The sequence below is a fragment of the Sphingomonas segetis genome (assembly GCF_009720245.1).
GTDB classification, from domain to species: Bacteria; Pseudomonadota; Alphaproteobacteria; order Sphingomonadales; family Sphingomonadaceae; genus Sphingomicrobium; species Sphingomicrobium segetis.
Map to the genome: position 1 here is coordinate 1 of NZ_WJSQ01000066.1, position 13,722 is coordinate 13,722.

14 protein-coding genes, 1 tRNA gene and 1 pseudogene are annotated in these 13,722 nt (G+C 66.2%); 6 read left to right on the plus strand and 10 right to left on the minus strand.

All coding sequences use genetic code 11. The annotated features are described in order from the left end of the window. The 3 genes from GH737_RS08040 to GH737_RS08050 form a co-directional block, all read right to left on the minus strand. On the minus strand, window positions 1-599 hold a 599-nt coding region (locus GH737_RS08040), incomplete at its 3' end, for a GAF domain-containing protein (protein ID WP_155264322.1). 86 nt (window positions 600-685) lie between these two features. After that, window positions 686-952 carry a hypothetical protein gene (locus tag GH737_RS08045; RefSeq protein WP_155264323.1) on the minus strand — a complete coding sequence of 89 codons (267 nt, stop codon included), beginning with the start codon at window positions 950-952 and terminating at the stop codon, window positions 686-688. 202 nt (window positions 953-1,154) lie between these two features. After that, window positions 1,155-2,282 carry a helix-turn-helix transcriptional regulator gene (locus GH737_RS08050; RefSeq protein WP_155264324.1) on the minus strand — a complete coding sequence of 376 codons (1,128 nt, stop codon included), beginning with the start codon at window positions 2,280-2,282 and terminating at the stop codon, window positions 1,155-1,157. Window positions 2,283-2,465: 183 nt separating this feature from the next. On the opposite strand from GH737_RS08050, the gene GH737_RS08055 reads away from it, so the two are divergent. Then, window positions 2,466-3,125 (plus strand): hypothetical protein, encoded by a 660-nt coding sequence (locus GH737_RS08055; RefSeq protein ID WP_155264325.1) that lies wholly within the window; start codon window positions 2,466-2,468, stop codon window positions 3,123-3,125. Between the two features lie 79 nt (window positions 3,126-3,204). Here GH737_RS08055 and GH737_RS08060 read toward each other — a convergent pair whose 3' ends face one another. From GH737_RS08060 to GH737_RS08080, 5 genes are all read right to left on the minus strand, one after another. Next, entirely contained in the window at window positions 3,205-4,788 is a 1,584-nt protein-coding gene (locus GH737_RS08060) for an AMP-binding protein (protein WP_155264326.1), read from the minus strand. A gap of 90 nt (window positions 4,789-4,878) precedes the next feature. After that, window positions 4,879-5,274: a RidA family protein gene (locus GH737_RS08065; RefSeq protein ID WP_155264327.1), complete on the minus strand. Its 396-nt coding sequence runs from the start codon at window positions 5,272-5,274 to the stop codon at window positions 4,879-4,881. Window positions 5,275-5,278: 4 nt separating this feature from the next. Next, on the minus strand, window positions 5,279-6,418 hold the full coding sequence (locus tag GH737_RS08070; RefSeq protein ID WP_155264328.1) for an acyl-CoA dehydrogenase family protein: 1,140 nt from the start codon (window positions 6,416-6,418) through the stop codon (window positions 5,279-5,281). Then, on the minus strand, window positions 6,418-7,227 hold the full coding sequence (locus GH737_RS08075; RefSeq protein WP_155264329.1) for an enoyl-CoA hydratase family protein: 810 nt from the start codon (window positions 7,225-7,227) through the stop codon (window positions 6,418-6,420). The genes GH737_RS08070 and GH737_RS08075 overlap by 1 nt, the downstream gene beginning before the upstream one ends. Continuing rightward, window positions 7,224-7,988, minus strand: coding sequence for an SDR family NAD(P)-dependent oxidoreductase (locus GH737_RS08080; RefSeq protein WP_155264330.1), 765 nt, complete (start codon window positions 7,986-7,988; stop codon window positions 7,224-7,226). Before GH737_RS08080 ends, GH737_RS08075 begins: the two co-directional genes overlap by 4 nt. A 44-nt stretch (window positions 7,989-8,032) precedes the next feature. Here GH737_RS08080 and GH737_RS08085 point away from each other — a divergent pair, with 44 nt between their 5' ends. From GH737_RS08085 to GH737_RS08105, 5 genes are all read left to right on the plus strand, one after another. Further along, window positions 8,033-8,719: a glutamine amidotransferase-related protein gene (locus GH737_RS08085; protein ID WP_155264331.1), complete on the plus strand. Its 687-nt coding sequence runs from the start codon at window positions 8,033-8,035 to the stop codon at window positions 8,717-8,719. Continuing rightward, a complete protein-coding gene (locus GH737_RS08090) occupies window positions 8,716-9,828 on the plus strand; it encodes an S-(hydroxymethyl)glutathione dehydrogenase/class III alcohol dehydrogenase (protein ID WP_155264332.1) in 1,113 nt (370 codons plus the stop codon). The genes GH737_RS08085 and GH737_RS08090 overlap by 4 nt, the downstream gene beginning before the upstream one ends. Before the next feature lie 94 nt (window positions 9,829-9,922). Further along, window positions 9,923-10,294, plus strand: coding sequence for a VOC family protein (locus GH737_RS15775; protein ID WP_155264335.1), 372 nt, complete (start codon window positions 9,923-9,925; stop codon window positions 10,292-10,294). A gap of 2 nt (window positions 10,295-10,296) precedes the next feature. Next, window positions 10,297-11,136 (plus strand): S-formylglutathione hydrolase, encoded by an 840-nt coding sequence (gene fghA / locus GH737_RS08100; protein WP_420853433.1) that lies wholly within the window; start codon window positions 10,297-10,299, stop codon window positions 11,134-11,136. A 4-nt stretch (window positions 11,137-11,140) separates the two neighbouring features. After that, on the plus strand, window positions 11,141-13,201 hold the full coding sequence (locus GH737_RS08105) for an alkaline phosphatase D family protein (protein ID WP_155264334.1): 2,061 nt from the start codon (window positions 11,141-11,143) through the stop codon (window positions 13,199-13,201). Window positions 13,202-13,247: 46 nt separating this feature from the next. On the opposite strand, the gene GH737_RS08110 is transcribed toward GH737_RS08105, so the two are convergent. Then, window positions 13,248-13,323: transfer RNA gene (locus GH737_RS08110), tRNA-Glu, on the minus strand. A gap of 41 nt (window positions 13,324-13,364) precedes the next feature. After that, a pseudogene (locus GH737_RS15255) lies at window positions 13,365-13,722 on the minus strand (hypothetical protein); the annotation flags it as partial.

The window sequence follows — 13,722 nt, forward strand, 5'->3', positions numbered from 1 at the left end:
GGCTCGTGGAACACCGCCTCGCCTCGGGCCATTCCGGCGACCAGCTTGAGGCCGGAAAGGCGGAGCGGACCGGCGCTGCGCAGGCGGCTGCGGCGCGCGCCGTCGACCAGCCGCGCGGCGCCGATCATTTCGGACAGGACCATCGCCACGGTCTGCAGCGCCTCGATTTCGACGTCCTCGTAGCGGCGCGGCTCGGCGTTCTGGACGGCGAGCACGCCGATGGGCGTTTCCAGGCGCACGATCGGAACGCCGGCGAAACTGTGGAAGCGCTCCTCGCCCGTTTCGGGGCGGTAGGCGAAGGCGGGGTGTTCGGCCGCTTCGGCGAGGTTGAGGATGCGGCCCTCGGCAATAATGCCGACCAGCCCCTCCCCCATCCTCAGCCGGGTGACGTGGACCGCTTCCTTGCGCAGTCCGTGAGTCGCGAACAGCTCGAGGCTATTGTTGCGCAGCAGGTATATCGAGCAGACCGCGCTTCCCATCGCCTCGGCGATGAGGTCGACGACGCGGTCGAGCTTCGATTGCGCCGAGCCGCGCTTGGCCATGATGTCGTGGAGGCCGGTCAGGATTTCGCGGGCGGAAGCGGCGGCGGTGGAAGCCATGCCGGTCGGCTAACAGATGCGCTGCCGCCATGTCACGCAATAGGTCCGGCATCGGGCCGCGGGGGCTTGCGGCCCGATGCCGGTGGTCAAACGGCGTCCGCCGCGTCGAACGTCACTTCCCAGTTGCCCACCTGCCCGGTGACGTGCCCGTTCGCGTCGATGGAAAGGTCGTAGGCGCGGCCGAGCCGATCGAAGCCGCGGACTCGGGTCTTGCCGTCCCTGCCGGCCAACTGCTCGTACTTGCCGATCCGGGCCGCGATCTTGTCGTCGACCTCGACGAGTTGCGGCGACTTGCTTTCGGTGACCGGCGTCAGGCCGAGGGCCACCGCCACGATTGCACTGATCATCATCATTCATGCTCCTGTTGCGCAGCCACGCTGCTGCGGCGGAGCACAGATCAAGAAGCATGCCAGACGGGAAAAGCGTTGCCGATCAGCGGTTTGAGCCGCGGCCTGCAAGGCGACTCTTGGCGCGAAGCGCCGCAGCTTGGCAATTTACGCCATGCGCTCAACTTGTCGGCGCCGCATGTGTGACGCTCCGCGGCGGGTCCGCCGGTCAGCGCCTTTCGCGATCGTCGGGCATGCCGCCGGCTGCGCGTCCCTGACCAAACATTCCGACGATGCGCACGACCTCGCTTTGGCGGCGCGCGCCCATTTTCAGCAGCACGGACTTGACCTGGATGCGGACGGTGCCGACGGCGGAGCGGCGGCGATCGCTGATTTCCGGGATGCTGTCCCCGTCGGCGAGCCGGATCGCGACGTCGGCCTCTGACCGGGTCAGGCCGTAAGCTTCCTGCAAATGCTTGGTGACCACCTCGGGCAACATGCGCGTCCGTTCGTCCTCGACTGTGACGAGGACGGCCGGCTGCGAGAATGACGAAGGCAAGGGCATCAGCGATGCAACCAGGAATCCGCCATCGCCGGACCGAAGCAGGCAGCTCGATGCCTGGCCGTCCGATTGCTCAGCGGCTGTCGCGATGGCCGATTCCAGGGCTCGCCGGCTGGCGTCACAGACGGCGCGCAGCTGGCCGCTGCGGCAACGAAGGAAGCGGCCCGACTGCAGCACGGCTTCGGCCGCTGCGTTCGCGAGTAGAATGCGTCCGCCGCGGTTGACTGCGAACGTGGCTTCGCGGTCCGAAGCGAAAATGGCGCTGAGCATGTCGTTGCGCTCGCGCAGGCCGGCGATCTTGCCGCGGATCGCGAACATCCCGCGAAGATGGTCGACGTTCCGGTTGAGCTCGTCGAGGACCTCATCCGAGAAATCGGCCTGGTTCTTGCCGCGGTGGAGGCCGACGATGCCGTCGCCGAGCGGCGTGCGCATCACCGACCCGCAGCAAAAGAAAGTGTCGTCGCCCATCGAGCGAATCCACTCATTGTAGAAGATGCTTCGCTCGTAGCTGGCGGTCGGGACGAGGTCGGTCGTGCGCCACGCCCGGTTGACGAAACCCTGGGCCATACCGGCGTCGGTCCACAAGTCGTGGCTTGCGAAATTGGCCGCATAATCGGCCATGTGCTCGTCCGAGAAATAACCCGAGTGGGTGAAAATTTCCGCGGCGCCGTTCTGGTTCCGCCAGTGAAGCACGCAGCTGCGCGCCCCCGCGGCCGTGGCGACGATCGAGGGAAGCTCGGCGAAAATTTCGTCGTCGAGCGCGGCCTCGTAAATCAGGTTCGGAGTCAGTTTCACTAAGCCGGCACTCGCTCATCGCTGACCGGCACTTCGCCGCAATCTCAGCCTCTTGCGGCATGCTTGGCCGAGGTCGGGGCATACCTCAAGTGGGATATGACAGGCGCCGCCGCTCCGGCGATCAGGAGCCCGCCCGCGGCGTAGTGCTGCCGGCACGCAGATTTCCACGATGGGGAGCATGGAATGAAACTGAAATTGCTTTTCGCCGCTGTTGCCGCGGCGGCGGCCACGCCCGCGTTCGCGCAAAGCTCGCCGGGGGTATCGGTCGGAGTCACCGGCGGCACATTGGGGATCGGCCCGGAAGCCGCGTACCGGTTCTCGAATACGCTCGGCGTGCGCGGCAACGCCACCTTCCTGGGCGTCGGGCGGAGCGTCGAGTCCGACGACATCGATTATGATGGCGATCTCAAGCTGGCATCGGGCGGCCTGATGCTCGACCTTCACCCGTTCGGTGGCGGGTTCCGGCTTTCCGCCGGCGCGCGGATCAACAACAACCGGGTGAGTCTGAAAGCGACACCAAGCTCCGACGTCGAAGTGGGTGGGGAAACCTACACGCCGGCGGAAATCGGCGTCCTCTCAGGCAAGGTCGAAGGCAACAGCCTGGCGCCGACGCTGACGATCGGATGGGGCGGCCGCATGACGCGCGGCGTGCATTTCGGGATCGAAGCGGGCGGCATGTTCCAGGGCTCGCCGCGCGTCCGCAACCTCACCGCGACCGGCATGCTGGCTTCCGATCCGGAGTTCCAGGTCAGTCTTCGCGAGGAAGCGCGCGAAATCGAAAACGACATCGACCAGTTCAAAATCTATCCGATTCTCCAGATTGCGGTCGGTTACCGGTTCTAGTTCTCCCCTTCGTAACCGCCGCGAGCGCCCCACCCTCCCGGGTGGGGCGCTATTCTTTTCTCGATACGTGGGAGGCGCGCTAACGCTGCCGCAACTCGCTCCGCCGGAGCTTGCCGGTCGCCGTCTTGGGCAGCGCATCGACGAATTCGATCTCGCGCGGATATTTGTAGGGGGCGATCGCCGCTTTCGCGTGCGCCTGGAGCTCGGCGGCGAGCGCTTCCGACGGCTCAGCATCGGCAGCGGCCACCACGAACGCCTTCACCTTCTGCCCGCGCTCGGGGCACGCCATGCCGATCACCGCGCATTCGGCGACGGCGGGATGCGACAGCAAAGCATTCTCCACTTCGGGAGCGCCGATATTGTAGCCCGAGCTGACGATCATGTCGTCGCTGCGCGCGAGGTACCAGTAATAGCCGTCGGCGTCGCGGCGGTAGGTGTCGCCCGTCACGTTCCAGCCGTTCACGACATAGTCGCGCTGGCGCGGGTCATCGAGATAGCGACAGCCCGTCGGTCCCTTGATCGCGAGGCGGCCGACTCCCTCGTCCATCGGCTTGCCGTCCGCGTCGAGCACGGTCGCGGTGTATCCGGGCACCGCTTTGCCGGTCGCGCCCGGACGGATGTCGTCGCCCGCGGCGGATACGAAGATATGCATCATTTCGGTCGACCCGATTCCGTCGGTGATCGCGATGCCTGTCCGCTCCTTCCATGCACGCCAAGTCGCCTCGGGCAGATGCTCGCCGGCGGAGATACAATAGCGCAGCGTCTTCACTGCTGCGTCGAGCTGCGGCTGGGACAGCATTGCCTTGTAGGCGGTGGGCGCGGTGCCGAGGTGGGTGACGCCGAATGTGACGATCGCCTCCAGCAGCGCCGGCGGGCTGGCCTGCTCGATGGTCGCGCTCGCCGCGCCAAAGCGAAGCGGGAACATCGGTGTAATGCCAAGGCCGAAGGTGAACGCCATCGGCGCGCTGGTCAGGAAGACGTCGCCGGGCTTGGGATCGACGAGATGCTTGGCGAAGGTGTCGCAGGGCGCGAGCACGTCGCGGTGGAAATGAACGCAGCCCTTGGGCACGCCGGTCGTGCCGCTGGTGAAGGCGATGATGCAGGGATCGTCGCGACCGGTGTCGGCGGGCGGCAGCGGGTGGAGCGATGCGCAGCGCATCTCCAGCTCGCCCTTTCCGTGATCGCCGTCATATTTGACGATGTGCTTAACGCTATGGGTCTGCTCGACGGCGTGGCGGAAGTCGCCGATGAACCGGCTGTCGACGATCGCATGGCTGATCTGCGCGCGCTCGACCACCGTCGCAATCTCGCCCGGGCGGAGCAACGGCATGGTCGCGACCACGATGCCGCCGGCTTTCAGCACGGCGAGCCAGGCCGCGAACATCGTGTAACCATTCGGCCCGCGCAGAAGCACGCGGTTGCCGGGCACCAGCCCCTCCTCCTCGACCAGCAGCCGCGCAATCCGCCCGCTGAAATCGTCGAGGTCGGCGTAGCTCCAGCGGCCGTGATCGTTGACCACCGCAAGCGCGTCCGGCGCGCCGCCCTTGAGCAGTTCGGCGGCGGCATTCAACCGCTCGGGATATTGCACCTCCGGCAGGTCGAACCGGAACTCCGGCAGCAGCTCCGGCGGCGGAAGACGGTCGTGGACGAAGCTGTCGTACACGCTATGTCGTCATCCCCGCGAAAGCGGGGACCCAGCAAGAAAAGAAAAACTGGGTTCCCGCTTTCGCGGGAATGACGAAGAAGTGCGAAATCATTCTTCTTCAACCACCGCCGTCGTTTCGATTTCGATCTTGGCCGCAGCTTCCACCAGCCCCTTGACCTCGACCAGCGTCATTGCGGGAAAGTTCTGGCCCATGATCTCGCGCCACGCAGCGCCTATCTCATCGCGCGAGTGGAGATATTCGCTGCGGTCGGTGACATAGCAGGTCATCTTGACGACATGCTGTGGACCTGCCCCGTCCTCGGCGAGGATCTGCAGCGTGTTGCGCAGCGCCCGGGCGAACTGGCCGTGGAGCGTGTATTCGGGAAAGCTCTCGTTCTCGTCCCACCCGACCACGCCGGCAGTGAAGATCATTCGCCCGGCGGCGCTGACCCCGTTCGAATATCCCTTCGGGCGTGGCCAGTTCGGCGGCTGGAGAATCTTCATGGGTTCACCCCTTCAGCAGATCGCGCGCGATGATCTGGCGCTGCACCTCGCTCGCACCTTCGTAGATGCGCAGGGCGCGGATGTCGCGGTACAGCTCCTCGACCTTGACTCCGCGCGTGACGCCCGCGCCGCCGTGCATCTGCACCGCGGCGTCGATCACCTGCTGCGCGGCTTCGGTCGCGTGGAGCTTGGCCATGGCGGCAGCGCGGCGGTTGTCCGTTCCGCCCTCGTCCTGCTGCCAGGCGGCGCGGTAGATGAGCAGCGCGGACGCATCGACCAGCAGCGCCATGTCCGCAAGCTTCTCCTGAGTCACCGCATTGTCGGCGAGCCTGGCGCTTCCGAGGCGGCGGCTGGAGGCGAAGACAAGGGCCTCGTCGAGCGCCCGCCGCGCAAAGCCGAGCGCCGCGGCGCCGACGGTCACCCGGAACAGGTTCAGAGTTTCCATCCCGATGCGGAACCCCTCACCCGGCTCGCCGACGATCGCATCGGCGGGAATCCGGACATTATCGTAGGTGAGCCGCGCGAGCGGGTGCGGGGCGATGACCTCGATCCGCTCGGCGACGGTGACGGCGTCGGCGGGCACGATGAACGCCGACAGTCCGCGCGCACCCTCGCCTTCGCCGGTGCGCGCGAAGGTCAGGTAGAAGTCGGCGATGCCGCCGTTGGAGATGAGCGTCTTCTCGCCGACGAGCACCCATTCGTTGCCCTCGCGCATTGCCGAGGTCTGCATGTTCGCGGCATCGGACCCGCATTCGGGCTCGGTCATCGCGAAAGCCGCGATCGACTCGCCGGAAGCGACGCGGGGCAGCCATTGGCGCTTCTGCTCGACCGTCCCGAACAGCAAGATCGCGCCCGATCCGAGCCCCTGCATGGCGAAGGCGAAGTCGGCGAGCGCCGAGTGATAGGCGAGCGTCTCGCGGGCAATGGCGAGGCTGCGCAGGTCTGGCCGGGCAGCGCCGTCGGCGACGGCCAGCTTGAGGAACCCCGCTGCGCCGAGCTCGCGCACCAGCATTCGGCACTCGCTGTCGAGATCGTCGGCATAGCGATCGCTGCAGTTTTCCGCGCACCATGACTGCAGCTCGTCGGACAGCTCGCGGTGCTTCGCCTCGAAGAACGGCCAGGAGAGGAAGCTGCGGTCCGGCATCAATCGCCCTGGAACTCCGGCCGCCGCTTGTTCGCGAACGCCTCGTAGGCGCGCTGGAAGTCGCTGGTCTCCATGCATCGCGCCTGGGCGCGGGCTTCGGCCTCGAGCGCCTGCTCGATGGTCATGGTCCACTCGGCGTCGAGCTGGCGCTTGGTGACCGCATGCGCGACGCTCGGGCCCTTCGCGAGCTGGTCGGCGAGCGCATGGGCCTCGGCCATCACGTCCTCGACGACGCGATTGTAAAAGCCCCAGGCGAGCCCTTCCTCGCTCGTCATGTCCCGGCCCGTGAACAGCAGCTCGGCGGCGCGGCCGTGGCCGATGATCCGCGGCAAGATGGCGCACGCGCCCATGTCGGCGCCGGAGAGGCCGACGCGGCTGAACAGGAAGGCGGTGCGGCAGCCCGGCTGGCCGAACCTTATGTCGCTCGCCATCGCCATGATCGCGCCGGCGCCGGCGCAGACGCCCTCGACGGCGGCGACGATCGGCTGCGGGCACTTGCGCATCGCACGCACCAGGTCACCGGTCATGCGCGTGAACTTCAGCAGCCCGTCGGGCTTCATCTTCGTCAGCGGCCCGATGATCTCGTGGACGTCGCCGCCCGAGCAGAAATTGCCGCCCGCGCCCCGGATCACGACAGCCTTCACGCTGTAATTGTGGTCGAGCGCGTAGAAGGTCGCGCGAAGCTCGTCGTAGCTCTCGAAGGTCAGCGGGTTCTTCTTCTCCGGCCGGTTAAGCGTGATCGTCGCGACTCCGTTCGCGAAGCGCCACAGGAAGTGCTCCGGTGCAAAGGTCGCGGGATCGAAGCTCATGCCGTCGTCCCCCCGTCCAGCGTGATCGCCGCGCCGTTGATGTCGCGGCTCAAGGGCAGGCAGAGCATGGCGATGACGTTAGCGATCGCCTCCGGGTCGACCAGTCGCCCGCTCGCATTCATGTTGGTGATGATCGAGCGCGAGTCGTCCGCGCTTCGCCCGGTGATCTCCGACACTCGCGCCACCGACTGATCGGTCATCGGCGTGTCGACATAGCCCGGACAGACCGCGTTCACGGTGAGGCTGGTCTTCGCATATTCGGCGGCGAGGCTGCGCATCAGCCCGAGCAGGCCGTGCTTCGACGCAGCGTAATGCGCCGCATAAGGGACGCCGCGCAGCGACGCGACGGAGGCGACGAAGACGAGGCGACCGCTGTCGCTCTTGAGCAAATCGCCGATCGCGGCGCGGGCGCAGTCGAACGCGGCGGTGAGGTTGGTCGCCACGATCCGGTCCCAGCTCTCACGGGTCGTCTTGTGGAACGGTGCGCTCTCCGCGATCCCCGCATTGACGATCAGGCAGTCGATCGGGCCGTTTGCGGCGCGCGCTTCATCGAAGGCCGAGCCGACTCGGTCAGGGTCGGTGACGTCGCACTGGATCGCGGTCGCTTCAAGCTCGTCGGCAACCGCCTGAATCGGATCGATCCGCCGCCCCAGCAGCGACAACTTCGCGCCTTCACCCGAAAGGTGCCGGGCCGCGGCCGCACCGATGCCGGTTCCGCCGCCGGTGATCAGCGCATGGCGTCCGTCGAGCGCGCTCCCCATCGCTGCGTCTTGGCCGAAGGCTATTGCGGTGGCAAGGCGGCGCGATGGAGCTCGCAATCCTCGAAACCGGCTATCCGCCGGGCAATCTCGCCGACGAGTTCGGCGACTATTCCGAAATGTTCCAGCGGTTGCTCGGACCCGGGTTCGAGGTCGAGAGCTTCGATGTCCAGTCGGGCGTGCTGCCCGCCGCCGACGGACATAACGCCTATCTGATCACCGGCTCTCCTGCCGGCGTGTACGACCCGTTGCCCTGGATTGCGCCGCTCGAGCAGTTCATCCGCAACGCGGGCGACGCGAAGATGGTCGGCATCTGCTTCGGCCACCAGGTGATGGCCGAGGCGCTCGGCGGAAAGGTCGAGAAATCCGACAAGGGCTGGGGCACGGGCTTACACCGCTACACGATCGTCCGTTCGGAACCCTGGATCGACGCGGCGGGGACGATCGCGATCCCCGCCTCGCACCAGGACCAGGTCGTCGTCCAGCCGCCGAACACCGAGGTGGTCGCCGCGTCGGACTTTACGCCCTTCGCGGCGCTCGCCTGGACCGACCGTCCGGCGATCAGCTTCCAGTTCCATCCCGAGTTCTCGCCCGGCTTCGCCAAGGCGCTGATCCGAAAGCGCCATGATGCGGTGCCGAATCCGGAGGCGGCGATCGCCTCGCTCGATGCGCCGAACAACAGTGCCGTTGTTGCCGGCTGGATTCGCAACTTCCTCAACGGAGAGAGAACATGAAGACCCGCGCCGCCGTCGCGTTCGAAGCCAAGCAGCCGCTCGAGATCGTCGAAGTCGACCTCGAAGGCCCCAAGGTCGGCGAGGTGCTGGTCGAGATCATGGCGACGGGCATCTGCCACACTGACGCCTACACGCTCGACGGCTTCGACAGCGAAGGCATCTTCCCGTCGATCCTCGGCCACGAGGGCGCGGGGATCGTCCGCGAGGTTGGGTCGGGCGTCGCCAGCGTGAAGCCCGGCGACCACGTGATCCCCTTGTACACGCCCGAATGCCGCCAGTGTAAGTCGTGCCTCAGCGGCAAGACCAATCTCTGCACCGCGATCCGCGCGACCCAGGGCAAGGGCCTCATGCCCGACGGCACCAGCCGCTTTTCCTACAAGGGCGAGACCATCTTCCATTACATGGGCTGCTCGACCTTCTCGAACTTCACCGTCCTGCCCGAGATCGCGGTCGCGAAGATCCGCGAGGACGCGCCGTTCAAGACCAGCTGCTACATCGGCTGCGGCGTGACCACCGGAGTCGGCGCAGTCGTCAACACGGCCAAGGTGGCGCCGGGGGATAACGTCGTCGTGTTCGGGCTCGGTGGGATCGGGCTGAACGTCATCCAGGGCGCGAAGCTTGCGGGCGCGAACAGGATTATCGGAGTCGACATCAATCCCGACCGCGAGCAATGGGCCCGCCAGTTCGGCATGACCGACTTCCTCAACACGAAAGGGATGAGCCGCGAGGACATCGTCGCCACGGTCATGACGATGACCGACGGCGGCGCCGACTATACGTTCGACGCGACCGGCAACACCGAAGTGATGCGCACCGCTCTGGAATGCTGCCACCGCGGCTGGGGAACGAGCATCATCATCGGGGTCGCCGAGGCGGGCAAGGAGATCGCGACGCGGCCGTTCCAGCTCGTCACCGGCCGCAACTGGCGCGGCACCGCGTTCGGCGGCGCCAAAGGCCGCACCGACGTGCCGAAGATCGTCGACTGGTACATGGACGGCAAGATCGCGATCGACCCGATGATCACCCACACGCTCGAGCTTGAGGAGATCAACAAGGGCTTCGACCTGATGCACGCGGGCGAGAGCATCAGGTCTGTCGTGATGTATTGACCAACACTCGTGATCCCCGCGAAAGCGGGACCCAATTTTCCTGTTGAGCTAGGTTCCCGCTTTCGCGGGAATGACGACGAGGGGAGAGAACAATATGTTCAGCCACGTGATGGTCGGATCGAACGACGTCGAGCGGTCGCGGCGCTTCTATGATGCTTTGTTCAGCAAGGAAGCGATGCAGGACGACAAGGGCCGCCTCGCCTATCGCAACAAGGGCGCGGTGTTCATGGTCACGCGGCCGATCGACGGGCAGCCGGCGTGCTGCGCCAACGGCGGAACGGTCGGATTCAACTTCGACAGCCCGGAAGAGGTCGACGAATGGCACCGCCGCGGCGTGGAGGCGGGCGGGACCTCCATCGAGGACCCGCCCGGTTATCGCGAGCTGCCGTTCGGCAAGCTCTACCTCGCCTATCTCCGCGACCCCGACGGCAACAAGCTTTGCGGACTGCACCGGCCGGAGCAGTGAGCGTGGAGATCCTGTCGGAGAACAAGTCGCATGGCGGACGGCAGCTGGTGGTCAAGCACGCATCCGCCGCGACCGGCACCGACATGATCTTCTCGATCTTCCTTCCGCCGCAGGCGGAGCAAGGCGGCAAGCTGCCGGTCATATGGTATTTGTCGGGCCTCACCTGCACCCACGCCAACGTGACGGAGAAGGGGGAGTATCGTGCCGGCTGCGCCGAGCTCGGGCTGATCTTCGTCGCGCCCGACACGAGCCCGCGCGGCGACGATGTACCGGACGCGGAGGGCTATGATTTCGGCCAGGGCGCCGGTTTCTACGTCGATGCGACGGAGGAGCCGTGGGCGAAGAACTACCGGATGTGGAGCTACGTCACCGAGGAGCTCCCGGCGCTGGTCGCGGCCCGGTTCCCGGCCGACATGGACCGGCAGGGGATCACCGGCCATTCGATGGGCGGCCACGGCGCGCTGACGATCGCGCTCAATTTCCCCGAGCGGTTCCGCAGCGTCTCCGCCTTCGCGCCGATCGTCGCGCCGTCGCAGGTGCCGTGGGGTCAGAAGGCGCTCGGCGGCTATCTCGGCGAGGACCGCTCGACCTGGCGCAGGCACGACGCCGTGGCGCTGATCGAGGACGGTGCGTCCGTCGATGAAATCCTCGTCGATGTCGGCGATTCGGACACGTTCATCGAAAAGGAATTGCGGCCCGAGCTGCTCGAACGAGCATGCCGCGAGGCCGGCATCCCGCTGACGCTCCGCATCCAGCCGGGATACGACCACAGTTACTATTTCATCTCGACGTTCATGGCCGACCATTTGCACTGGCACGCGGAGAGATTGCTCGAGGGATAGGGACATGACGCTCAGCCGCCGCGACTTCGTCCAGCTTGCGGCGGCGATGGGCGCCTCGTTGGCGTGGAGCGGGCCAGCCCGCGCATCTGCCGCCAAGTGGAATGAGCGTCGGGACCTCTTTCCGGAAGGAGTCGCGTCGGGCGATCCCGATCCGGGCGGCATCATCCTCTGGACGCGCCGCCCATTCGATGCTGCGGCCCGACAGCAGCTAACGGTCGAAGTTGCCGAGGACGAAGCGTTCCGCAGAGTGATCGCGCGCAACTCTACTCCGGTGTCGCCCGAGGCCGACTGGACAACGCGCGTGCTCGTCGGCGGGCTCAAGCCGTCGCGCACCTACTGGTACCGGTTCACGGACTCGGACGGGAACGGAAGTCGCATCGGCCGAACCCGCACCGCGCCGACCCCCGACGATCCGCGCCCCGTCAATTTCGCCTTCGTCAGCTGTCAGGACGTGAACGAGGGCAAGCTCAACGCTTACCGCCGGATGATCTTCGAGGACGAGCGCGCGCGCCCCGAAGACCAGCTCGATTTCGTGCTGCACCTCGGCGACTTCATCTACGAGGTGGTCGAATATCCGGACGAGGTGAAATCGCGCTACGACCGGATCATCTACGATGTCGGCCGCCTCCCCGACGGCGGGAAGTTCAGCAACTTCCATTACCCGCTCACGCTCGACGGCTATCGCGTGATCTACAAGGGCTATCTCGCCGATCCCGATCTTCAGGACGCGCGCGCACGCTGGCCGTTCGTCAACATCTGGGACAACCACGAATTCTCGTGGCAGGGCCGGCAGAGCATCCAGCAGGCGGGCGGAGATCCGCAGCCGGGGCAGACCATCAAGGTCGCGGCCAATCAGGCGTGGTTCGAATATATTCCGGCGCGCTTGAATCCGCCGAGCGGATCGCTCGAGGCGTTCGGGGCGGTTCCGGTCAAGAATGTCGAGATCGACAAATGGGACGCCAACGGTCTCGGGCTCGAACCGAACAACTTGGCCGCGATCCGCAGCCTGATCGCCTATCGCACCCTGCGCTATGGCAAGCACCTCGACCTCATCATCACCGACCAGCACAGCTTCTCCGGCGAGGACCCGACGGACGCTCAGGGCGTCGGCGACATCTACGACCCGAAGTTCGCGGGCATGTTCTCCGAAGAAGCGATGATCGCGCTCGACTATGGCGCTGCGTACAACGGCGGCAATCCGCCCGCCGAGCTCCACTTCCGCGACGTCAAGATCGCGAACCCGCGCAAGGACAAGGCGCCGCGCACGATCCTTGGCGCCGAGCAGAAGGCCTGGTTCAAGGACCAGCTGCGCACGTCGACGGCGACCTGGAAGGTCTGGGGCAATTCGCTCGGCGCCCTCGATCAGCGCAGCGATCCTCAGAACCTTCCCGCCGGAATGGCCGAAAAGCCGTGGCCTGCTGATACTTATGCGATGCAGAACAGCAGCGACTATGGCGCCGCTTATGCGGAGCGGACCGAAATCTATAACCTCGTCCGTGACGCGAAGATTACCGGCTTCGCCATCGTGTCAGGAGACCGCCACAGTTTCTGGGCGGGCTATGCGGCCGCAGCACTTCCCCCGCGCCAGTACGAGCCTGTCGGCTTGAGCTTCGTCGGGGGTTCGCTGGTCAGCCCGGGCGGCCAGGAGGCGTGGGAACACGGCTTCAAAAAGGACAGAACGCTGCGTCCGCTGTTTGTTGCGGACCGCCCCGACGGAAAGATCGTGTGCACGTTCAACATGATGCTCAAGCACGGCGTCCGCTCGGCCCTCGAATATGCCAAGTCGTTCGACATGGAGCGTGCGCGGGCATTGTCCAATCCCGAACTCGCTCCGCATCTCGAATTCCTCGACGCCGGTGGCCACGGCTATGCAACGGTCCGATTGACCGGCGACGAAATGCGCACCGAGTTCGTCTGCATCCCGCGCCCGATCACGCGCAGCGGAACGCCTGACGGCGGCCCCTTGCGCTACCGCGTTGCGCATACGGCGAAGCTGTGGCAGCCAGGCGAGCGGCCGCGGCTGGCGATCGAAGTGATCGAAGGCGACCCGGGTCTATCGATTTGAGCGCGCTGTCACCAAATCTTCGAGTGTCGCCCGGACACTAGAATTTTGGTGACCCCAACGGGACTCGAACCCGTGTTTTCGCCGTGAAAGGGCGACGTCCTGGACCGCTAGACGATGGGGCCGCAAAGGGCGGTTCGCCGGTTAGGCGAGGGGTCTGGCAGCGTCAAGCAAGCGCCGCGTCCTCCACGTGCATCTCGGCCGCATTGCCGCCGTTCCACTCGTCGCGCTTGATCGAGCCGGCGAGCCACCAGCGCGCGTCGGCGGGCGAGGACAGCAACGCGCGGCCGAGCTCGCTGTCGGCGCTTCGGAAGGCGATCCACTTGAAGCTCTTGCCGTCGTCGCCGCAGGCGATCCCGCGCACATGCCCGTTGCCGACGATGCTGGTCTTGAGCAGCCGCGCCGGGCCGGCCGCGACAAGCTCGGTGTGCGCTTCGACGACAGCTTCGACGTGATCGCGCTTCTGAACCGCAAGCTGGTCAGCCAGATGCGCGAGCGGCGGACCATGCCGCGGCTCGAGGTGC

Bases quoted from the DNA above. Each gene is read 5' to 3' on its own strand.
- GH737_RS08045 (WP_155264323.1), bottom strand. From the start codon at position 952: ATGATGATGATCAGTGCAATCGTGGCGGTGGCCCTCGGCCTGACGCCG.
- GH737_RS08055 (WP_155264325.1), top strand. From the start codon at position 2,466: ATGAAACTGAAATTGCTTTTCGCCGCTGTTGCCGCGGCGGCGGCCACG.
- GH737_RS08065 (WP_155264327.1), bottom strand. From the start codon at position 5,274: ATGAAGATTCTCCAGCCGCCGAACTGGCCACGCCCGAAGGGATATTCG.
- GH737_RS08070 (WP_155264328.1), bottom strand. From the start codon at position 6,418: ATGCCGGACCGCAGCTTCCTCTCCTGGCCGTTCTTCGAGGCGAAGCAC.
- GH737_RS08075 (WP_155264329.1), bottom strand. From the start codon at position 7,227: ATGAGCTTCGATCCCGCGACCTTTGCACCGGAGCACTTCCTGTGGCGC.
- GH737_RS08080 (WP_155264330.1), bottom strand. From the start codon at position 7,988: ATGGGGAGCGCGCTCGACGGACGCCATGCGCTGATCACCGGCGGCGGA.
- GH737_RS08085 (WP_155264331.1), top strand. From the start codon at position 8,033: ATGGAGCTCGCAATCCTCGAAACCGGCTATCCGCCGGGCAATCTCGCC.
- GH737_RS08090 (WP_155264332.1), top strand. From the start codon at position 8,716: ATGAAGACCCGCGCCGCCGTCGCGTTCGAAGCCAAGCAGCCGCTCGAG.
- GH737_RS15775 (WP_155264335.1), top strand. From the start codon at position 9,923: ATGTTCAGCCACGTGATGGTCGGATCGAACGACGTCGAGCGGTCGCGG.
- GH737_RS08105 (WP_155264334.1), top strand. From the start codon at position 11,141: ATGACGCTCAGCCGCCGCGACTTCGTCCAGCTTGCGGCGGCGATGGGC.